This window comes from Neisseria sp. Dent CA1/247, assembly GCF_022870825.1.
Taxonomy (GTDB): Bacteria; Pseudomonadota; Gammaproteobacteria; order Burkholderiales; family Neisseriaceae; genus Neisseria; species Neisseria zoodegmatis.
The window spans coordinates 314588-335643 of record NZ_CP091522.1; the positions used below are offsets into that span (position 1 = coordinate 314588).

A 21056-nucleotide genomic window follows, 5' to 3' on the forward strand; every position below is an offset into this window, starting at 1 on the left:
ATGGCCATCTGAATTTGGGCTACTTAATTTTAAGTAGATGTCCAAGACCGTAGGGATCGTAAGATTTAATCGTAATTGCCCTACGCAGACGGTAGTCCTGAATTGAATAATCATAATCAACCGTTTCGTGATTAATATCTTTTTAGGTTGCCGCGCTGGTGGAATACGTAAGTATTTCTTTGTTTAACAGTGGGAGGTAGACCTTGAGTCTCAATATTGAAACCAAGAAAGCAACAGTAGAAGAGATTAGCAAAGCTATTGCCAATGCTCAAACTATGGTTGTTGCTGAATATCGTGGAATCAGTGTTGCCAGTATGACTGAACTTCGTGCTAATGCTCGTAAAGAAGGCGTATATTTGCGCGTTCTGAAAAACACATTGGCTCGTCGTGCAGTAGAAGGAACTTCATTTGCTGCACTGGCTGACCAAATGGTTGGACCTTTGGTGTATGCTGCTTCTGAAGATCCTGTTGCTGCTGCTAAAGTACTGCATCAATTCGCGAAAAAAGATGACAAAATTATTGTTAAGGCCGGTTCTTATAACGGTAGTGTTTTAGATGTTGCTCAAGTAAGTGAGCTGGCATCTATTCCGAGCCGTGAAGAGTTGCTGTCTAAATTGCTCTTCGTTATGCAAGCGCCTGTATCTGGCTTTGCCCGTGCGTTGGCTGCCTTGGCTGAAAAAAACGCAACTGAAGAAGCCGCTTAATCGATTTTGTTTCTGTTAATTTTTAATACAATATTTGGAGTTTAAATAGCATGGCTATTACTAAAGAAGATATCTTAGAAGCAGTTGGTTCTTTGACCGTTATGGAATTGAATGACCTGGTTAAAGCATTTGAAGAAAAATTCGGCGTTTCTGCAGCAGCTGTTGCTGTTGCTGGTCCTGCAGCGGGTGGTGCGGCTGCAGCTGAAGAGAAAACTGAATTTGATGTAATCTTGGCTTCTGCCGGTGATCAAAAAGTAGGTGTAATTAAAGTTGTTCGCGCTATTACCGGCTTGGGCTTGAAAGAAGCTAAAGATATGGTTGACGGCGCACCTAAGACTGTTAAAGAAGGCGTTTCTAAAGCTGAAGCTGAAGATATCCAAAAACAATTGGAAGAAGCCGGAGCTAAAGTCGAAATCAAATAATTCCATTTTAAAGAAAAGGCTGGCAGTTTTCTGCCAGCCTTGTTTTGCTTATTTGTAACCTAATTTTGAATATTTACGTATATTTTCAATTAAAAATTTATAAATAGTTAATAAATGTAAATATTTAATCTGTTTCTGGTTTGATCAAAATACATTTGTTTTGTTGTTTCACTTTCACATTAAATATCAAATTTTTTGTTTTACACAATAATCTCCCTACCTTGGAGTCTCTTTTATGAGTTATTCTTTTACCGAGAAAAAACGTATCCGTAAGAGTTTTGCTAAACGTGCCAACGTATTGGATGTGCCGTTTCTCTTGGCAACTCAATTGGATTCTTATTCTAAATTTTTACAGTTAGGCAAGCCTTTTGATCAGCGTAATGACGAGGGTCTTCAAGCTGCTTTTAATTCTATTTTCCCGATTGTGAGTCACAATGGTTATGCTCGCTTAGAGTTTGTTCACTATGTTTTGGGTGAACCATTGTTTGATATTCCTGAGTGTCAACTTCGTGGTATTACATACGCTTCTCCTTTGCGTGCACGTATCCGTTTGGTCATACTGGATAAAGAGTCTTCCAAGCCTACGGTAAAAGAAGTTCGTGAAAACGAAGTATATATGGGTGAAATTCCATTGATGACACCGAGCGGATCATTCGTCATTAATGGTACTGAGCGTGTGATTGTGTCTCAATTACACCGTTCTCCCGGTGTTTTCTTCGAACATGACCGCGGTAAAACGCATTCATCCGGCAAATTGTTATTCTCAGCTCGAATCATTCCTTACCGTGGATCTTGGCTTGACTTTGAGTTTGACCCTAAAGACTTATTGTATTTCCGTATTGACCGTCGTCGTAAGATGCCCGTATCTATCCTATTGAAAGCTTTGGGATATGATAACGAAAAGATTTTGGATACCTTCTATGATAAAGAAACGTTCTATCTTTCGAAAGATGGCGTTCAAACAGATTTAATTGCAGGCCGTCTGAAAGGGGAGACTGCGAAGCTCGATATTGTAGATAAAGAAGGTAATGTATTGGTTGCGAAAGGCAAGCGCATTACGGCTAAGAATATCCGCGATATCAGCAATGCAGGTTTAACCCGCTTGGATGTTGACCCTGAAACTTTGTTAGGCAAAGTTTTGGCTAGAGACTTGATCGTTCCTGATACCGGTGAAGTGTTGGCGACCGCCAACGAAGAGGTTACCGAAGAGTTGCTGGCTAAACTTGATATTCACGGTGTTGAAAAAGTAGAAACCCTGTATATCAACGAATTAGATCAGGGTGGCTATATTTCCAACACTCTGCGTACGGATGAAACTGCCGACCAGCAGGCTGCGCGAGTGGCTATTTACCGTATGATGCGCCCGGGCGAACCTCCTACTGAAGAAGCTGTGGAGTTGCTGTTCAATCGCTTGTTCTTCAATGAAGACAGCTACGATTTGTCACGTGTAGGCCGTATGAAATTCAATACACGTACTTATGAACAAAAATTAAGCGATGTTCAAGCTGAATCATGGTACGGACGCTTATTGAACCAAACTTTTGCCGGTGCGGCTGAAAAAGGCGGTTTTGTATTAAGCGTGGAAGATATTGTTGCTTCTATTGCCACTTTGGTTGAATTGCGCAATGGTCATGGCGAAGTGGACGACATCGACCATTTGGGTAACCGTCGTGTGCGTTCGGTGGGCGAATTGGTGGAGAACCAGTTCCGCAGCGGCTTGGCTCGTGTTGAGCGGGCGGTGAAAGAGCGTTTGAATCAGGCGGAATCTGAAAATCTGATGCCTCATGATTTGATTAATGCCAAGCCGGTTTCTGCCGCAATTAAAGAGTTTTTCGGTTCCAGTCAGTTGAGCCAATTTATGGATCAGACCAACCCGCTGTCGGAAATTACCCACAAGCGTCGTGTGTCTGCTTTAGGTCCGGGTGGTTTGACACGTGAACGTGCAGGCTTTGAGGTGCGCGACGTACACCCGACTCACTATGGTCGTGTGTGTCCGATTGAAACACCTGAGGGTCCGAACATTGGTTTGATTAACTCATTGTCTGTTTACGCACGCACCAATGAATACGGTTTCTTAGAAACCCCATACCGCCGAGTGGTGGATGGCAAGGTAACCGATGAAATCGATTATTTGTCTGCTATCGAAGAAGGTCGCTATGTGATTGCACAGGCAAACGCCGAATTGGATTCAGACGGCCGCTTGACCGGTGACTTGATTACCTGTCGTGAGAAGGGCGAAACCATCATGGCAACTGCCGACCGTGTGCAATACATGGACGTAGCGACAGGTCAAGTGGTTTCTGTGGCCGCATCACTGATTCCTTTCTTGGAGCATGACGATGCGAACCGTGCCTTGATGGGTGCCAACATGCAACGTCAAGCAGTGCCCTGCTTGCGCCCTGAAAAACCGATGGTAGGTACCGGTATTGAGCGTTCGGTAGCCGTAGACTCTGCTACTGCAATCGTTGCCCGTCGCGGTGGTGTTGTGGAATATGTAGATGCTAACCGTATCGTTGTTCGCGTGCACGATGATGAAGCGACTGCCGGTGAAGTGGGTGTGGATATTTACAACTTGGTGAAATTTACCCGCTCAAACCAATCAACCAATATCAACCAACGTCCTGTCGTGAAAGCCGGTGATGTACTGCAACGCGGCGATGTAGTGGCGGATGGCGCTTCTACCGATTTAGGCGAATTGGCCTTGGGTCAAAACATGACCATCGCTTTCATGCCGTGGAACGGTTACAACTACGAAGATTCGATTCTGATTTCTGAAAAAGTGGCAGCCGATGACCGCTACACTTCTATCCATATCGAAGAATTGAATGTAGTGGCACGTGATACCAAATTGGGCGCGGAAGACATTACCCGCGATATTCCGAACTTATCCGAGCGCATGCAAAACCGTTTGGACGAATCCGGTATCGTTTATATCGGTGCGGAAGTTGAAGCCGGCGATGTTTTGGTAGGTAAAGTAACGCCTAAAGGCGAAACCCAACTGACACCGGAAGAAAAACTGCTGCGTGCCATTTTCGGTGAAAAAGCGTCGGACGTGAAAGACACTTCATTGCGTATGCCTACCGGCATGAGCGGTACCGTAATCGACGTACAGGTATTTACCCGCGAAGGTATCCAACGCGATAAACGTGCACAATCGATTATTGATTCAGAGCTGAAACGTTACCGCCAAGATTTGGGCGACCAGTTGCGTATTTTTGATAACGACGCATTCAGCCGTATCGAGCGCATGATTGTCGGCCAAAAAGCCAATGGCGGCCCAATGAAGTTGGCTAAAGGCAGTGAAATTACTGCCGAATATCTGGCATCTTTGCCGAGCAAGCACGATTGGTTTGATATCCGTTTGGCTGATGAATCGCTGGCTAAGCAAATGGAGCTGATCAAAGTCAGCTTGCAACAAAAACGCGAAGAAGCTGATGCCTTATATGAAGTGAAGAAGAAAAAACTGACACAAGGTGATGAACTGCAGCCGGGCGTTCAGAAGATGGTAAAAGTATTTATCGCCATCAAACGCCGCCTGCAAGCCGGTGACAAAATGGCCGGCCGCCACGGTAACAAAGGTGTGGTATCGCGCATTCTGCCGGTGGAAGACATGCCTTATATGGCAGACGGCCGCCCCGTCGATATCGTTCTGAACCCGCTGGGTGTACCGTCCCGTATGAATATCGGACAGATTCTTGAGGTTCACTTGGGCTGGGCAGCAAAAGGTATTGGTGAGCGCATCGACCGCATGTTGGCCGAGCAGCGTAAAGTAGGCGAAATCCGTGAGTTCCTGAATAAACTCTATAACAACAGCGGTAAGCAGGAAAATCTGGACGAGCTGAGCGATGAAGAAATTTTAGCCTTGGCTGAGAATCTGAAACGCGGAGCCACATTCGCCTCGCCGGTATTCGACGGTGCTAAAGAAAACGAAATCTACGAGATGCTCGACTTGGCTTACCCGAGCGACGATCCTGAAGTAGAAAAACTCGGCTTCAACAACAGTAAAACCCAAATCACCCTTTACGACGGCCGTTCAGGTGAACCGTTTGACCGCAAAGTAACCGTCGGAGTGATGCATTATTTGAAACTGCACCACTTGGTTGACGAGAAAATGCACGCCCGTTCTACCGGTCCGTACAGCCTTGTTACCCAACAACCGCTGGGCGGTAAAGCCCAATTCGGTGGCCAACGTTTCGGTGAGATGGAGGTGTGGGCACTGGAAGCTTACGGTGCCGCCTACACGCTGCAAGAGATGCTGACTGTGAAGTCGGATGACGTAGCCGGCCGTACCAAAATGTACGAAAACATCGTTAAAGGCGAACACAAAATCGATGCCGGTATGCCCGAATCCTTCAACGTATTGGTTAAAGAGATTCGCTCATTGGGCTTGGATATCGATCTGGAACGTTACTAAATATCGGAACAGGTTTTCAGACGGCCTCATCAGTTACAGGCCGTCTGAAAAGACAGTTGCAAGCAAACAGCTTTCGAGCAAACTCAGGCCGTCTGAAAACCACCGTTCCATAAGGAGCAAAAATGAATTTGTTAAACTTATTTAATCCGTTGCAGTCTGCCGGCATGGAAGAAGAATTTGATGCAATCAAAATCGGTATTGCATCTCCCGAAACCATCCGTTCATGGTCTTACGGTGAAGTGAAAAAACCGGAAACCATCAACTATCGTACTTTCAAGCCGGAGCGCGACGGTTTGTTCTGTGCCAAGATTTTTGGTCCGGTGAAAGACTACGAATGTTTGTGCGGTAAATACAAACGCTTGAAATTCAAAGGTGTAACTTGTGAAAAATGTGGCGTGGAAGTTACCTTGTCTAAAGTACGCCGCGAGCGTATGGGCCATATCGAGTTGGCCGCACCTGTTGCCCATATTTGGTTCCTGAAATCGCTGCCGTCCCGCTTGGGTATGGTTTTGGATATGACGTTGCGCGACATCGAACGCGTGTTGTATTTCGAAGCCTATGTGGTTACCGACCCGGGTATGACACCGCTGCAACGCCGCCAATTGCTGACTGAAGACGATTATTACGCCAAGTTGGAAGAATACGGCGACGACTTCGATGCCAAGATGGGTGCTGAAGGTATCCGCGAATTATTGCGCAGCTTGGACATTGCTTCAGAGGTAGAAGTGTTGCGTCAAGAGTTGGAATCTACCGGCTCGGACACCAAAATCAAAAAAATCGCCAAACGCTTGAAAGTATTGGAAGCATTCCAACGTTCGGGTATGAAACTCGAATGGATGATTATGGATGTGCTGCCGGTGTTGCCGCCTGATTTACGTCCGTTGGTACCGCTGGATGGTGGCCGTTTCGCCACTTCCGATCTGAATGATTTGTACCGCCGCGTGATCAACCGTAACAACCGTTTGAAACGTCTGTTGGAATTGCATGCGCCGGATATTATCGTACGCAACGAAAAACGTATGCTGCAAGAAGCCGTAGATTCGCTGCTGGATAACGGCCGTCGCGGTAAAGCCATGACCGGTGCCAACAAACGTCCGCTGAAATCATTGGCCGATATGATTAAAGGTAAAGGCGGCCGCTTCCGTCAAAACCTGTTGGGTAAACGTGTGGACTATTCAGGCCGTTCCGTGATTACCGTAGGACCTTACCTGCGCCTGCATCAGTGCGGTTTGCCGAAGAAAATGGCCTTGGAATTGTTCAAACCGTTTATTTTCCACAAACTGGAAAAACAAGGCTTGGCTTCAACAGTTAAAGCGGCTAAAAAGCTGGTAGAGCAAGAAGTGCCGGAAGTATGGGACATCTTGGAAGAAGTGATCCGCGAACACCCGATCATGCTGAACCGTGCGCCGACCCTGCACCGTTTGGGTATTCAGGCGTTTGAGCCGATTTTGATTGAAGGTAAAGCCATTCAGCTGCATCCGCTGGTTTGTGCCGCGTTCAACGCCGACTTCGACGGTGACCAAATGGCCGTACACGTTCCGTTGAGCTTGGAAGCACAAATGGAAGCACGCACTTTGATGCTGGCTTCCAACAACGTACTGTCTCCCGCCAACGGCGAACCGATTATCGTGCCGTCGCAGGATATCGTATTGGGCTTGTACTACATGACCCGCGACCGTATCAATGCCAAAGGCGAAGGCAGCCTGTTTGCAGACGTGAAAGAAGTACACCGCGCCTACCATACCAAACAAGTCGAGTTGGGTACGAAAATTACCGTGCGTCTGCGCGAATGGGAGAAAAATGCCCAAGGCGAGTTGGAACCGGTGGTAAAACGCTACGAAACCACAGTAGGCCGTGCCTTGTTGAGCGAGATTCTGCCTAAAGGTCTGCCGTTTGAATACATTAACAAGGCGCTGAAGAAGAAAGAAATTTCTAAGCTGATTAATGCATCGTTCCGTCTGTGCGGCCTGCGTGATACTGTTATTTTTGCCGACCACTTGATGTATACCGGTTTTGCATTCGCAGCCAAAGGCGGTATCTCGATTTGCGTCGACGATATGGAAATCCCCAAAGAAAAAGCCGCCTTGTTGGCCGAAGCGCAAACAGAAGTTAAAGAAATCGAAGACCAATACCGCCAAGGTTTGGTAACGAACGGCGAGCGTTACAACAAAGTGGTGGATATTTGGGGTCGTGCCGGCGATAAAATCGCTAAAGCGATGATGGACAATCTTTCCAAACAGAAAGTCATTGACCGCGAAGGTAACGAAGTAGACCAAGAATCGTTCAACTCCATTTACATGATGGCCGATTCGGGTGCCCGTGGTTCGGCAGCCCAGATTAAACAGCTTTCCGGTATGCGTGGTTTGATGGCCAAGCCGGACGGTTCGATTATCGAAACGCCGATTACTTCAAACTTCCGCGAAGGCTTGACGGTATTGCAATACTTTATTGCGACCCACGGTGCGCGTAAGGGTTTGGCGGATACCGCATTGAAAACGGCAAACTCAGGTTATTTGACCCGCCGTCTGGTGGACGTTACCCAAGACTTGGTAGTGGTAGAAGACGATTGCGGCACGACTGACGGTTTTGTCATGAAAGCCGTGGTGCAGGGCGGCGATGTGATTGAGCCGCTGCGCGACCGTATTCTCGGCCGTGTTGCTGCCTCAGACGTGGTGGATCCTTCAAGCGGAGAAACGCTTGTTGAAGCAGGTACGCTGTTGAACGAACAATTGGTTGACCTGATTGACCAATCCGGTGTCGATGAGGTTAAAGTCCGCACCCCGATCACCTGTAAAACCCGCTACGGTTTGTGCGCCCACTGTTATGGACGCGATTTGGCGCGAGGCAAGTTGGTGAATACCGGCGAAGCTGTCGGCGTGATTGCCGCCCAATCTATCGGTGAACCGGGTACACAGTTGACGATGCGTACCTTCCACATCGGTGGTGCCGCATCTCGTGCCGCTGCCGCCAGCCAAGTGGAAGCCAAATCAAACGGTACCGCACGTTTCAGCAGCCAAATGCGTTATGTTGCCAACAACAAAGGCGAGTTGGTTGTGATCGGCCGTTCGTGCGAAGTGGTGATTCACGATGAAATCGGTCGTGAGCGCGAGCGCCATAAAGTGCCTTACGGTGCCATTCTGTTGGTACAAGACGGTGCTGCGGTGAAAGCCGGCCAAACCTTGGCTACATGGGATCCGCATACCCGTCCGATGATTACCGAGCATGCCGGTCAAGTACGTTTTGAAAACGTGGAAGAGGGCGTAACCGTTGCCAAGCAAACCGACGATGTAACCGGTTTGTCTACTTTGGTGGTGATCGACGGCAAACGCCGTTCGGCTTCAGCTTCTAAATTGTTGCGCCCGACAGTAAAACTGTTGGATGAAAACGGCGAAGAAGTATGTATGCCGGGCACGACGACCGCTGTTTCTATGGCGTTCCCGGTTGGTGCGGTGATCACCATTCGGGAAGGCCAAGAAGTCGGCAAGGGTGACGTATTGGCACGTATTCCGCAAGCGTCTTCCAAAACCCGCGATATTACCGGTGGTCTGCCGCGTGTAGCCGAGCTGTTTGAAGCACGCGTCCCCAAAGATGCCGGCATGTTGGCCGAAGTAACCGGTACCGTGTCTTTCGGTAAAGAAACCAAAGGCAAACAACGCCTGATTATTACCGATGTGGACGGCGTGGCTTACGAAACACTGATTTCCAAAGAGAAACAGATTCTTGTCCACGACGGTCAAGTGGTAAACCGCGGTGAAACCATTGTTGATGGTGCAGTTGACCCGCACGATATTCTGCGTCTGCAAGGTATCGAAGCGTTGGCCCGCTACATCGTCCAAGAGGTGCAAGAGGTTTACCGCCTGCAAGGTGTGAAGATTTCCGACAAGCACATCGAGGTGATCATTCGCCAAATGCTGCGTCGTGTGAATATTGCCGATGCAGGTGAAACCGGCTTTATTACCGGCGAACAGGTAGAGCGTGGCGATGTTGCTTTGGCCAACGAAAAAGCATTGGCCGACGGTAAAGAACCTGCACGCTTTGAAAACGTGTTGTTGGGTATTACCAAAGCTTCGTTGTCTACCGACAGCTTCATTTCAGCCGCTTCGTTCCAAGAGACCACACGCGTGTTGACTGAAGCCGCGATTATGGGCAAACAAGATGAGCTGCGCGGTTTGAAAGAAAACGTGATTGTCGGCCGCTTGATTCCGGCCGGTACCGGTTTGACTTACCACCGTACCCGTCGCCAAGCATGGCAGGCACATCACGAAGCCGAAGTAGCCGAGCAGGTTGACGAAGCCGAGTAAAATAAAACGGCTTAAAAGCCAGTACAAAACGCCGACTGTGTTTATACAGTCGGCGTTTTTATTTTATCAGTCAAAAAATGGACGCAACCCTCAATAGAGACGCTGGAGTGCTGAAAATAAAAAATCTTAAATACGAAGGGGCAAAAGTTTGAATACAGTTACATAAATACTGCTAATGTGCGCGTGATTTTCCTGCTTGAGAAGCCTGTAAAACCGTTTCTGTTTCCTTTGCGGTGTTTATTGCTTGCCACTTTGTATTTAATGATGAGTTTTAGTTGATACCAAGTACAGCAATATACTGGCAAGCGTCTGTCAATACGAATTTGCTCATTTGATAGGGAATAAATCTGACATAGAAACGTGCTTTCAGTGACACTGCCAATGCTACAACGGGAATATAGCTGACATTGATCAGAAGGCCGTCTGAAAACGGGCTTCGTTGGTTTTGTTAAAATCTTTTTCAGACGGCCTCAAATACAAAAAAGCAACGGTGCGGATTCCCGTTGCTTTGGAATGTTTTAAATACCTAAAAACAAAACAGGCCGCAATTGCTTGCGGCCTGTTTTGTTGATTTATCTGGTGGGTCGTGAAGGATTCGAACCTTCGACCAACGGATTAAAAGTCCGCTGCTCTACCAGCTGAGCTAACGACCCGATAAGCTGCGCATTTTAGATATAACGGGTTTTTCTGTCAATGGGTATTTGCTTCTTTTTTTGCATCTCAATGTAAAAGAAGAGAATTTATTTATTTTATCTGTTGGGTGACTGTGCTATGATTTTAGCCGTTCCGATGAAATGTATTCGTTGGGCATTAAATAAATATTTAAAAGGATAAACACAGATGAAAAAAATTCTGATCGCTCTTATGGCAGCTGCTGCTTTGGCGGCTTGCTCGCAAGAAACCAAACAAGAAACCAAAGAAGCTGCTCAAGCTGTTGCTTCTGAAGTGAAAACCGACGTTCAAGACGCTAAAGACAAAGCGGCTTCTGCTGTAAGCGGCGCGGTTGAGGCGGCTAAAGAAGCCGGTGCGAAAGCGGAAAATGCTGCTTCCAATGCTGCTGAAGCCGGTAAAGAAGCTGCTGCCGATGCTAAAGCTGCCGCTCAAGATGCAGTAGCTGATGCTAAAGCTGCTGCTGCCGATGTAAAAGCTGCGGCTAAAGATGCCGCTGCTGATGTTAAAGCTGCTGCCAAAGACGCTGCGGCTGACGTGAAAAATGCCGCTCAAGAAGCCGGCGATAAAGCTAAAGAAGCAACCAAGTAATCTGTGCAGAGAGCGGGCTGTGTCGGCAAAGAGTGTCTAAAACCTGCTTTGTTTGGCCAAACGGTTCGTTCGGATACATGATTTTGGGCTGGAAACGCATTTTCAATAAACAACTTTTTGAATGATGTGTTTTTGCTTTCTAAAGTACAGGCCGTCTGAAAATGTTCAGACGGCCTGTATTGCTTTTCCTGCGTTTGTTACTGCTTTGAATGCTGTACAATTTGTGTTCATTAACCGATTGATTATCTTACCGCCAACGTCTTATGCGCACACCTGCTGTTAATCCCAAAGTTATCGCCACCTTGCCGGTGTTTTTTAGCGTGTTTATCGCCACCACGCTGATTTGGTATTTTGATGTGCCCAAGCTGACGACGCCTTTTGTGTTGGGCATCATCGCCGGCGGTTTGGTTGATTTGGACAACCGTTTGACAGGCCGTCTGAAAAATATCGTGATTACTTTGTTGCTGTTTTCGGTTTCTTCGCTTGCGGCGCAGTTCACGCACGGTTCGGGCTTGCCGTTTATTTTGGTGATGACGCTGCTGACTTTTGTGTTCACGCTGCTGGGTGCGGTGGGCTTGCGTTACCGTACGCTGGCGTTTGGTACGTTGGCGGTGGCAACGTACACCACGCTGGCTTATACGCCGGCGATGCCGTGGTTTGTGAACCCTGTGCTGATTTTATGCGGCACGTTGCTGTACAGCATGATGACTTTGGTGCTGCACATTATTTTTCCCCATCGTCCGGTTCAGGAAAACATGGCTTCGGCTTATGCGGCTTTAGGCGGATATTTGGATGCGAAAGCGGCTTTTTTCGATCCGGACGAGGCGGATTGGTTGGAAAGCCGTCAGATTGACTTGGCGATGAAAAACACGGAAATCATCGAAGTGTTCAATCATTGCCGCAATGCTTTGTTTTACCGTATGCGCGGGCAGCACCGGCATCCGCGCACGATGCGTATGCTGCGTTATTACTTTACCGCGCAGGATATTCACGAGCGCATCAGCTCGGCGCATGTGGATTACCGCGAGTTGGCGGAGCGTTTGAAAAATACCGATTTGATTTTCCGCATCAACCGTTTGCTGGAGCTGCAAGGGCAGGCGTGCCGTGATGTGGCGGAGAGTCTGCGCAGCGGCCATCCTTACCAATACAGCAAACGGCTGGAGCGCGCGATTCAAGGATGCCGCCAGTCGTTGAAAGTGTATGCTGAAAGGCATAACGGCAGTGAAGTGCACACATTGCAGCGGCTGCTGGAAAACCTGTTTAGCGTCGATTACCAACTCAGCCATATCGAAAGCGGCGATCAGACGGCCGATGAGGGGGCTTCGGACAAAACCCGTATCGCGGCGATGGAAAGCGGCGGTTTGCGCAATGTGTGGCGGACGGTGCGCAGCCAGCTGAACTTTGAATCCGCGGTGTTTCGGCATGCAGTACGCTTGGCGATTGTGGTGTTTACGGCGTGCAGTATCGTAGAGATTTTTCATCTGCACATGGGTTATTGGATTTTGCTGACGGCTTTGTTTGTGTGCCAGCCCAACTATTCGGCCACCAAAAGCCGTATTTATCAGCGTATTGCCGGTACGCTTTTGGGCGTGGTGGTCGGCTCGCTCGTGCCTTACTTCACGCCGTCTGTGGAAACCAAATTGTGGATTGTGTTGGCGGCCACCACGCTGTTTTTCTTTTTCCGCACCAATAAATACAGTTTTTCCACGTTTTTCATTACCGTGCAGGCGTTGACGGCAATGTCGCTGGCGGGTGAGGATGTGTTTGCGCTCACATGGACGCGCTTTACCGATACCCTTGCCGGAACGGCGATTGCGTGGGTGGCGGTCAGCTATTTGTGGCCGGACTGGCGTTATCTAACTCTCAGCCGTACCGCCGGAAAAGCCGTCAACCGCAACGGCCAGTATCTGCGCCATATTCTCGGCCAGCTTCAAACCGGCGGTTCCGACGACGTTGCCTACCGAGTAGTGCGCCGCCAAGCGCATGAAGCCGCCGCCGCATTGAGCAGCACCTTGTCGGACATGAGCGGGGAGCCGGAAAAATACGGCAGCAAACTGCAAGACGGTTTCAACCTGCTCAAACTCAGCTACGCCCTCATCGGCTATATTTCCGCTCTCGGCGCCTACCGCAGCCAGATGGTCGGCGGCTGTGCGCCCGAATTTACCGCAGGCTTTTTCCAAACCGCCAACCAAATTGCGGATATGTTGGAAACGCTTGCGACTGCTTCGCCGGAAACTTTTCAGACGGCCTTAGCTCAGGTCAATCAGGGTTTGCAGCATTTGCACGGCTTGATTGGCGAAGATAGGCAGAGCAGTATTTTGTGGCAGCAGTTGAGCCTGATTGCCCGCCAGCTTGACCCTTGCTACACCGCTTTGCACGGCAGCGTCGAAGGCACTCCTGCCGTGTCGGCGCAAGCCGAGTAATCGGCGTCAGGGAAGAGGGCGGTTGGTTTGCTTTTAGGTTGTTGATAGAGAAATTGAGACGGCCCCGGCAACTCTGATAACGGTCAAAATAATCTGCGGCAACGGTTGACCCTGCTAAAAAAAGGGTTTTAAATCAAAAGTGAACATTGTCGTTCACTTTATGAGGAGAAAAAACATGCGTTACCCTAAAGCGGCAGTATTGTTGTTCTCATTGTTGTTCAGCGGCTCGGCATTATCGGCGGGCTTAACCAAAACCCTACCGGGCGATCTGACCTTGAACCAAGCGCAAGTAGTGGTTCAGACGGCCTTGAAGAAAGCCGAAGCCATCAAAGTATCGATGAATATCGCCGTGCTGGATGCAGGCGGCAACCTGAAAGCGTTTGCGCGGATGGATGATGCGTTTTTGGGCAGTATCGATATTGCCGAACGCAAAGCCCGCACGGCGCGCTATTTCAATATGTCCACCCGCGACTTAGGCAAAGCGTCGCAGCCCGGGCAGCCGCTTTACGGTATCGAAGTGACCAACGGCGGTTTGGTGATTTTCGGCGGCGGCGAACTGCTCACCGATAAAAAAGGTACCATCGTCGGCAGCATCGGCGTGAGCGGCGGCACGGTGGAAGAAGATGAAACGGTGGCCAAAGCCGGTGCTAAAGCTTTACATGGTCGTTGATTGAGTTGTGATAACGGTAGAGGCCGTCTGAAAGATTTTCAGACGGCCTCTTGTTTGATGGTTGCCGTAAACGATGATTACGATTCGGCGGTTATGGCTGTGAAAATGAAGTTTTTATACAAGGCGGCGAGCTGCAGACAGTACAGATAGTACGAAATTGATTTTGTTGCCGCTTCAGCGGCTTACAAAATCGTTCTCTTTGAGCTAAGGCGAGCCAACGCAGTATAAAAGATTCAGTTTCATAGCTATACGATTTCTCCGCGTAAAGAGAAAGTGTAAGCCTCAGTAATCTTCAAATCCACCATCTCATTGATCAAACGCGGATTGCCGGTGAAGTTCACCACACGATTGTTGGCGGTGCGCGCTTGCAGTTGGTCGGGGTCTTTTTTGGAAATACCTTCCACCAAGCAGCGTTGCACCGTGCCGAGCATGCTTTGGTTGATGCGGGCGGTTTCGGCTTCGATTACTTCGTTCAAGGCTTCCAAGCGGCGCACTTTTTCTTCATGCGGCGTGTCGTCGGGCAGGTTGGCGGCCGGCGTGCCGGGGCGCGGGCTGTAAATGAAGACGAAGCTCAAATCGAAGGCAATGTCTTTCACCAGTTTCAACGTTTGCTCGAATTCGCGTTCGGTTTCGCCGGGGAAGCCGACGATAAAGTCGGAGCTCAGACACAAATCGGGGCGGATGGCGCGCAGTTTGCGGATGATGGATTTATATTCCAGTGCGGTATAGCCGCGTTTCATCGCGCTCAACACGCGGTCGGAGCCGCTTTGCACCGGTAAGTGCAGGTGTGATACCAGCTTGGGCAGGTCGCGGTAGCATTCGATAATCGCATCGGAGAACTCGCGCGGATGGCTGGTGGTGAAACGCATGCGCTCGATGCCGGGGATTTCGTGAACGATACGCAGCAGGGTGGCGAAGTCGCAGGTTTCACCGTCGTCCATTGCGCCGCGGTAGGCGTTGACGTTTTGTCCCAACAGATTGATTTCTTTCACACCTTGCTGGGCGAGGTTGGCAATTTCGGTAAGCACGTCGTTTAACGGGCGCGAAAACTCTTCGCCGCGGGTGTAGGGCACCACGCAGAAGCTGCAATATTTCGAGCAGCCTTCCATAATCGATACGAAAGCGGAACCGCCTTCCACACGAGCCGGCGGCAGGTGGTCGAATTTTTCGATTTCGGGGAAAGAAATATCCACTTGCGAGAGGCCGGTGGTTTCTTTATCGACGATCATTTGCGGCAGGCGGTGCAGGGTTTGCGGGCCGAACACCACGTCGACATAAGGCGCGCGTTTCACAATCGCTTCGCCTTCCTGAGAGGCAACGCAGCCGCCTACGCCGATGATAAGATTGGGATTTTTCGCTTTCAGCGGTTTGATGCGGCCTAAGTCGGAAAACACTTTTTCCTGCGCTTTTTCGCGCACGGAGCAGGTGTTGAACAGAATGATGTCGGCTTCTTCGGCTTCGCTGACTTGCACGAGGTCGTCGCCTTCGGCAAGCACGGACAGCATTTTTTCGCTGTCATACTCGTTCATTTGGCAGCCGAAAGTGCGGATAAATACTTTTTTCATGTTGTGTGGATAGGGAAATAATTATGGTTGGAGGGCGGCGGCACGTTGCTCGAAGGCTTTTTGCTCGCTGTCGGTCAGCACCCAGATTTCGCTGATATTGCCGGAATCGTCACGGCGCACGGCGACGGTTTTGCCGATGTGGCCCACTAATCTGCCGCGCACGATGAAGCGGTTGCGTTCGTCTTTGATGCGCAGGTCGTGTGTGGTGTTGAAGGCGGAAACGTTGTTATCCAGCCAGCCCAGCGTGAGGATTTTCAGCCACGGAAAACCGCCGTTGCTCAACACAACTTGCGGATAATTTACCTGCTTCAATACGGCAACATCCATATCGGCGGGAACGGTGCGTTGCGCCCAAGTTAGGGAAGAACACAATAAAATCAAAAGGGTAAAAAATTTTCGCATGATGGTTTTTCTTATATCTGAGTGAGTAGGACAGCCGCGGATTATAGCACAGCACGCTTTTTAACGTAGGCGGTTTGTTGTTTTTAATAGGATTTTTTACAGATGGTGTCGCTGAGGCCGTCTGAAAATGAGGCCGTCTGAAAAATAGGGAGTGCGATCGAAAGCTTTCATGCTTGATCAACTTCAAGCGCCGCACGAGCAGGGTTGGCAGCATGAGGATTGTTTGAAAACGCAGCTTGGCGTATTCTTGCGCGACGATACTGATAAGGAAAAACACATGCCGCACACACTTCCTCTGCACATCCAAGCGTTTTCAGAGTTGCCGGAGGCTTTTTACAGCCGCGTGAGCACCGAGCCTTTGGGCGAACCGTATTGGGTGGCGCAAAATCATGTTTTGGCGGAAGAAATAGGCCTGAGGCCGTCTGAAATTTTCGATAACGCCGACAACCTGCTTTATTTGGCCGGCAGTGCCAAACAATATGATCCTGCGCCGATAGCTTCGGTGTACAGCGGTCATCAGTTCGGCGTGTATGTGCGCCAATTGGGCGACGGACGTGCGGTGTTGATCGGCGATTCGGTCGGTTCAGACGGCCTGCGTTGGGAATGGCAGCTTAAAGGTGCGGGCAAAACGCCGTATTCGCGCTTTGCCGACGGGCGGGCGGTGTTGCGCTCGAGCATCCGCGAATATCTTTGCTCGGAAGCGATGCACGGCTTGGGCATTCCGACCACGCGCGCGCTGGCGATTACGGGCAGCAACGATGCCGTTTACCGCGAAGAAGCCGAAACTTCAGCGGTGGTTACGCGCATTGCGCCTAGTTTCATCCGTTTCGGCCATTTTGAATACATGTATCACACCGGCCAACATCACAACCTGCCCGTGTTGGCGGATTTTCTGATTGACCGCCACTTCCCCGAGTGCCGCGAAGTTGACCAGCCTTATTTGGCCTTGTTTCAAGCCGTTTCCCGCCGCACCGCCGAGTTGGTGGCCGCGTGGCAGAGCGTCGGCTTTTGCCACGGCGTGTTGAACACTGACAATATGTCGGCTCTAGGGCTGACCATCGACTACGGCCCGTTCGGTTTTCTCGATGCCTACGACCGCCGCCATGTGTGCAACCATTCCGACACGGGCGGCCGCTATGCCTACAACGAGCAGCCGTATGTGGTGCATTGGAACTTGTCGCGCGTTGCCTCGTGCCTGCTGCCGCTGGTGTCGCAAGACGATTTGGTGGCAGAGTTGGAACGCTTCCCCGATATTTTTCAGACGGCCTACCTGCAAAAAATGCGTGCGAAACTCGGTTTGCAAACGGAAGAAAAAGGCGACGACGAACTGGTGGCCGATATGTTCACCGCCCTGCAAAGCCGTAAAGTCGATTTCACACTGTTTTTCAGATACTTGAGCGAAGTGGGTAATGTCCACGGCGAACCGTTGCCCGAAAAACTGTCGGCGCTGTTTCATGGCCCCACCGAAGCGTTTACGGCGTGGATGGGGCGTTACCGCGGCAGGCTGCGGGCGGAAAACAGCCGTCCTGCCGAACGCGCCGAGCGTATGAATGCCGTTAACCCGCTGTATGTGTTGCGAAACTATTTGCTGGAGCAGGCCATACAGTTGGCGAAAAGCGGCGACTTCCGCGAAATCGAACGCCTGCACCGCTGTATGCAGAATCCGTTTGTCGAGCGCAAAGAGTTTGCCGATTTTGCCGAACTGCCGCCGCAATGGGCGGAAGGGATTTGTGTGAGTTGTTCGAGTTGATGTCGGGTTTTGCAAGGAATCAGGCCGTCTGAAAAAGTTTTTTCAGACGGCCTTTGTGTGATGTTTCAGATTTGGTTGACCGGTTTATGATGCGCCGGATGAATCACTCCGGAGTCATGAAATAAGCTTTGATCCAAGCCAAGCTTTCGCGCACGATTTTGCGCAGATAGCCGGTGCTTTCATCGTCGCATTCAACTTTACCCGAATACGCCTGAATGGTTTTGCTGTCGTGCCATTGGCGGCGCGCGAGCCATGAAGCGCGTTTGAGGTGGTAATCGGCAGTTACAAGCACCACGCTCGAATTATTGGACAAGGGAATCGAGCTGAAGAGGATGTTTTCATAAGTGTTTTCCGACTTGCCTTCCGTGAGGATGTGCGACTCAGGCACGCCCATTTCTACCGCCATCGCTTTCATATGTTGGGCTTCGTTGCTGCCGTCGCTGTCGGTGCCGCCGCTTACCACCAGTTTCGGCACTTTGCCCGCATGATACAGCTCCGCACCGGCAGCCACGCGCGAACGCAGGCAGGGATTGGGTTTGCCGTTTTTATAAACAGAATTGCCCAGCACCAGCGCAGCATCGGCCGGTTGGATTTCATCTACGGTAATATAACGGAAGGATAAAGCCGATACATGCACCCACATCAGCAGTATCAGCCAGATAACCGCCAATACCACAGGCACATAAACAAACATAATACGTTTTTTACTCATGCATATCAGAAAAGACAGGTTGATGACTGTTGCTTCGTCAGCGTAAATCGGCATAAAAAGGAAGCAACATGATTTTGGGGCACACTTTACCGCAAACCGATGTGCAGAAAAGGCAGCAAACAAAAATGTGTGTAAAAATTGCCCGGCAGGCCGCGTAATAATACAAGCTTACCAAACCCAAGCATTATCGGCATAAAGCTTAGAAACAAGCGGTTTCAAAACCTGCCAAGCGGGTGCATTTGCTCTGAAACTGCCTGCGGATATGTTTTAAAATAAAAAATAATCCACGCGCTATTACAGTTGAAATATGGGTGTTGTACGTATGTTGAACCGTTTGTTTGTAAATAATGCCATTTGAAACCATAACGAAAAACACAAATTAAAGAAAGGTATAATGCGCAGCATGAATACCCAAACGGAATATGCTAGGCGCAAAACAGCGCGATGATATGTTCTGACGCATCACATTAACTGCACACACAAACGTCAACCACATCATATAAAGTAAAGGCAACCATATGCATAATACCCTTGCCAAAATTACCGCCCGACTCAGCGAATGCGGGCAAACCGTTACCTGCGCAGAATCCTGCACCGGCGGATTATTAGCGGCCGAACTGACCCGACTACCGGGCAGCTCGGCATGGTTTGAAGCCGGGTTCGTGACTTACAGCAACGAAGCCAAACAGCAGCTCCTGGGCGTGAAAGACAACACATTGGCTTTTTACGGCGCTGTTAGCGAAGAAACCGTGCGCGAAATGGCTTTGGGCGCGCTGATTGCCGCCAAAGCCGATTTTGCCCTCAGCATTTCCGGTATTGCCGGCCCCACCGGCGGCAGCGATGAAAAGCCCGTTGGTACGGTATGGTTCGGCTTGGCCGCCAAGCAGCGTATTTGGGCGAAAACGGCTTTGTTCAGCGGCGACAGAGACAGCATCCGCGCCCAAGCCGTGCAGTTTGCGTTGGATTTTTTGTGTGAAAAGATAGAAGAGGTTTGAGAGAGTAGCGGTTGCGTGTTGTCATTTGGGTTGGTTGTCAAGCAACACGCCATCAGCTTCTTAATATATTTCAGACGGCCTCAAGCAAGATAATTGTGCTTGAGGCCGTCTGAAAAACAGTCTGAGACCTTTGCAAAACCCCCATCTGCGGCGCATTTCTGCGTTGTGCGCTGCCCGCTCGCTTGCCTATCTATATGATATGTCTGCACTCACTGCGCTGCTACGCCTTGAACTGCATCCACATCTGGAGGTTTTGCAAAGGTCTCAGTCTTACGAAAAAGCCGTTCCCGATGGATGGGAACGGCTTTTTTGTCTGATTGGCATAGATTACCGGCTACTGCCCGCGGGCGGATACGCAATCCGCCCCTGCGAAAGCGGTTTGCTGCACCCCAAATGCTTGGCGAAACCGGTTTAATTCAGCCCGCCAAGTCCGTTTTCAGACGGCCTCAAACTATTTGAGACGGTTATCCGGAATGTTGCCAAGATATGCCTGTTTATCAACGGCTGTATGCCGCAAGTTTTCGTTTGATTTCAGGCAGCGCGGCCAATGCGGCTTGTTCGCCCAGCTTGATGGCTTGGGTTTTTTGGTCAAATCCGCCGACCGCCCCCAAGTGCTGAACTTTGGGCTTGATGACTACGTTGGCTTTGCCCAATTCGTTTTGCAGTGCCGCCGCGCTCATGATATTGAGGCTTTGGTCGAGATAAGAGAAAAAGCCCGCTTCCGAAAGTTTGGCCGGTTTGGCGGAAATATCCACGGCGATAATGAAATTCGCGCCCATATTTTTGGCTGCGGTTACCGGCACGGGGGCGGATAAGCCGCCGTCCACATAATTGCGTCCGTTGATCACTGCGGGCTGGAATACGTTGGGGATGCTTACCGATGCTCTTACTGCTTGGCCGGTGTTGCCGCGGTTAAACGCTACCATTTTGCCCGATTCCAAATCGGTGGCTACGGCGGCAAATTTCAACGGCAGGTTTTGCAGCGGACGGTTGTTTACTTTGCGGTTGATGTAGTCTTGCAGTTTTTGGCCTTTGATGAAGCCGGTGGTGGAGAGGGTTAAGTCCACCAAATCGGTTTTACCCAAAATTTCGGCTTCCAATTCCAAACGGTCGGGCGACATGCCGCCGGCGTAGAGGCTGCCGACAATCGAGCCGGCGCTGGTGCCGGTAACGACGTTGACGGGAATATTGTTGGCTTTGAGCACTTTAAGCACGCCGATATGGGCGAAGCCTTTCGATGCGCCGCCGCCGAGGGCTAAGCCGACTACGGCTTTGGGTTTGGCTTGGGTGGTGGGTTTGGACGATTGGCCGGAAGGTGTTTGGGTTACACAGGCGGAGAGTGCCAATGCCGCTGCTGCCGCGATTAATGCACGGCGGGTATAAAGTTTATTCATATTTTCAGATGGCATGGTTGGTTCAAAAACCGCTTATTGTAACG

The 21056-nt window shown here is 49.9% G+C and carries 13 protein-coding genes, 1 tRNA gene and 1 pseudogene; 10 read left to right on the forward strand and 5 right to left on the reverse strand.

Annotated features, from left to right (window positions below; genetic code table 11):
- The first annotated feature begins 203 nt into the window (after nt 1-203).
- The 4 genes from rplJ (at nt 204) to rpoC (ending at nt 9841) form a co-directional block, all read left to right on the forward strand.
- Nucleotides 204-704 (forward strand): 50S ribosomal protein L10, encoded by a 501-nt coding sequence (rplJ, locus tag LVJ85_RS01475; protein WP_085364551.1) that lies wholly within the window; start codon nt 204-206, stop codon nt 702-704.
- 50 nt (nt 705-754) lie between these two features.
- A complete protein-coding gene (gene rplL / locus LVJ85_RS01480; RefSeq protein WP_054599430.1) occupies nt 755-1126 on the forward strand; it encodes a 50S ribosomal protein L7/L12 in 372 nt (123 codons plus the stop codon).
- A 235-nt stretch (nt 1127-1361) separates the two neighbouring features.
- Nucleotides 1362-5540 (forward strand): DNA-directed RNA polymerase subunit beta, encoded by a 4179-nt coding sequence (rpoB, locus tag LVJ85_RS01485; protein ID WP_244740835.1) that lies wholly within the window; start codon nt 1362-1364, stop codon nt 5538-5540.
- 122 nt (nt 5541-5662) lie between these two features.
- Complete coding sequence (gene rpoC, locus LVJ85_RS01490; RefSeq protein WP_244740837.1) at nt 5663-9841, forward strand: DNA-directed RNA polymerase subunit beta'; 4179 nt, start codon at nt 5663-5665, stop codon at nt 9839-9841.
- 577 nt (nt 9842-10418) lie between these two features.
- Here rpoC and LVJ85_RS01495 read toward each other — a convergent pair.
- Nucleotides 10419-10494: transfer RNA gene (locus LVJ85_RS01495), tRNA-Lys, on the reverse strand.
- Nucleotides 10495-10681: 187 nt separating this feature from the next.
- On the opposite strand from LVJ85_RS01495, the gene LVJ85_RS01500 reads away from it, so the two are divergent.
- The 3 genes from LVJ85_RS01500 (at nt 10682) to LVJ85_RS01510 (ending at nt 14194) form a co-directional block, all read left to right on the forward strand.
- The gene (locus tag LVJ85_RS01500; protein WP_244740840.1) at nt 10682-11101 is read left to right on the forward strand and encodes a hypothetical protein; all 420 of its coding nucleotides are present in this window, start codon (nt 10682-10684) and stop codon (nt 11099-11101) included.
- A 263-nt stretch (nt 11102-11364) separates the two neighbouring features.
- Nucleotides 11365-13524, forward strand: a complete 2160-nt coding sequence (gene yccS, locus LVJ85_RS01505) for a YccS family putative transporter (protein ID WP_244740843.1) — start codon at nt 11365-11367, stop codon at nt 13522-13524.
- A gap of 175 nt (nt 13525-13699) precedes the next feature.
- A complete protein-coding gene (locus LVJ85_RS01510) occupies nt 13700-14194 on the forward strand; it encodes a heme-binding protein (RefSeq protein ID WP_244740847.1) in 495 nt (164 codons plus the stop codon).
- A 245-nt stretch (nt 14195-14439) separates the two neighbouring features.
- Here LVJ85_RS01510 and miaB read toward each other — a convergent pair whose 3' ends face one another.
- Together miaB and LVJ85_RS01520 are read right to left on the reverse strand one after the other, a co-directional pair.
- Entirely contained in the window at nt 14440-15759 is a 1320-nt protein-coding gene (gene miaB, locus LVJ85_RS01515; protein WP_085363453.1) for a tRNA (N6-isopentenyl adenosine(37)-C2)-methylthiotransferase MiaB, read from the reverse strand.
- A gap of 21 nt (nt 15760-15780) precedes the next feature.
- The gene (locus LVJ85_RS01520; protein WP_244740849.1) at nt 15781-16161 is read right to left on the reverse strand and encodes a hypothetical protein; all 381 of its coding nucleotides are present in this window, start codon (nt 16159-16161) and stop codon (nt 15781-15783) included.
- A gap of 277 nt (nt 16162-16438) precedes the next feature.
- On the opposite strand from LVJ85_RS01520, the gene LVJ85_RS01525 reads away from it, so the two are divergent.
- Nucleotides 16439-17911 (forward strand): YdiU family protein, encoded by a 1473-nt coding sequence (locus tag LVJ85_RS01525; protein WP_244742936.1) that lies wholly within the window; start codon nt 16439-16441, stop codon nt 17909-17911.
- Between the two features lie 103 nt (nt 17912-18014).
- On the opposite strand, the gene LVJ85_RS01530 is transcribed toward LVJ85_RS01525, so the two are convergent.
- Nucleotides 18015-18623 (reverse strand): YdcF family protein, encoded by a 609-nt coding sequence (locus LVJ85_RS01530; protein ID WP_244740851.1) that lies wholly within the window; start codon nt 18621-18623, stop codon nt 18015-18017.
- A gap of 518 nt (nt 18624-19141) precedes the next feature.
- Here LVJ85_RS01530 and pncC point away from each other — a divergent pair.
- On the forward strand, nt 19142-19618 hold the full coding sequence (pncC, locus tag LVJ85_RS01535) for a nicotinamide-nucleotide amidase (protein WP_244740854.1): 477 nt from the start codon (nt 19142-19144) through the stop codon (nt 19616-19618).
- Nucleotides 19619-19727: 109 nt separating this feature from the next.
- A pseudogene (locus LVJ85_RS01540) lies at nt 19728-19889 on the forward strand (signal peptidase); the annotation flags it as partial.
- 226 nt (nt 19890-20115) lie between these two features.
- Here LVJ85_RS01540 and LVJ85_RS01545 read toward each other — a convergent pair.
- On the reverse strand, nt 20116-21012 hold the full coding sequence (locus LVJ85_RS01545) for a patatin-like phospholipase family protein (protein ID WP_085363457.1): 897 nt from the start codon (nt 21010-21012) through the stop codon (nt 20116-20118).
- Nucleotides 21013-21056: the final 44 nt, after the last annotated feature.

Coding starts and splice junctions, on each gene's coding strand:
- LVJ85_RS01545 (WP_085363457.1), bottom strand. CDS start 21,012: ATGAATAAACTTTATACCCGCCGTGCATTAATCGCGGCAGCAGCGGCA.
- rpoB (WP_244740835.1), top strand. CDS start 1,362: ATGAGTTATTCTTTTACCGAGAAAAAACGTATCCGTAAGAGTTTTGCT.
- LVJ85_RS01500 (WP_244740840.1), top strand. CDS start 10,682: ATGAAAAAAATTCTGATCGCTCTTATGGCAGCTGCTGCTTTGGCGGCT.
- LVJ85_RS01510 (WP_244740847.1), top strand. CDS start 13,700: ATGCGTTACCCTAAAGCGGCAGTATTGTTGTTCTCATTGTTGTTCAGC.
- rplL (WP_054599430.1), top strand. CDS start 755: ATGGCTATTACTAAAGAAGATATCTTAGAAGCAGTTGGTTCTTTGACC.
- pncC (WP_244740854.1), top strand. CDS start 19,142: ATGCATAATACCCTTGCCAAAATTACCGCCCGACTCAGCGAATGCGGG.
- LVJ85_RS01525 (WP_244742936.1), top strand. CDS start 16,439: ATGCCGCACACACTTCCTCTGCACATCCAAGCGTTTTCAGAGTTGCCG.
- rpoC (WP_244740837.1), top strand. CDS start 5,663: ATGAATTTGTTAAACTTATTTAATCCGTTGCAGTCTGCCGGCATGGAA.
- yccS (WP_244740843.1), top strand. CDS start 11,365: ATGCGCACACCTGCTGTTAATCCCAAAGTTATCGCCACCTTGCCGGTG.
- LVJ85_RS01520 (WP_244740849.1), bottom strand. CDS start 16,161: ATGCGAAAATTTTTTACCCTTTTGATTTTATTGTGTTCTTCCCTAACT.
- miaB (WP_085363453.1), bottom strand. CDS start 15,759: ATGAAAAAAGTATTTATCCGCACTTTCGGCTGCCAAATGAACGAGTAT.
- LVJ85_RS01530 (WP_244740851.1), bottom strand. CDS start 18,623: ATGAGTAAAAAACGTATTATGTTTGTTTATGTGCCTGTGGTATTGGCG.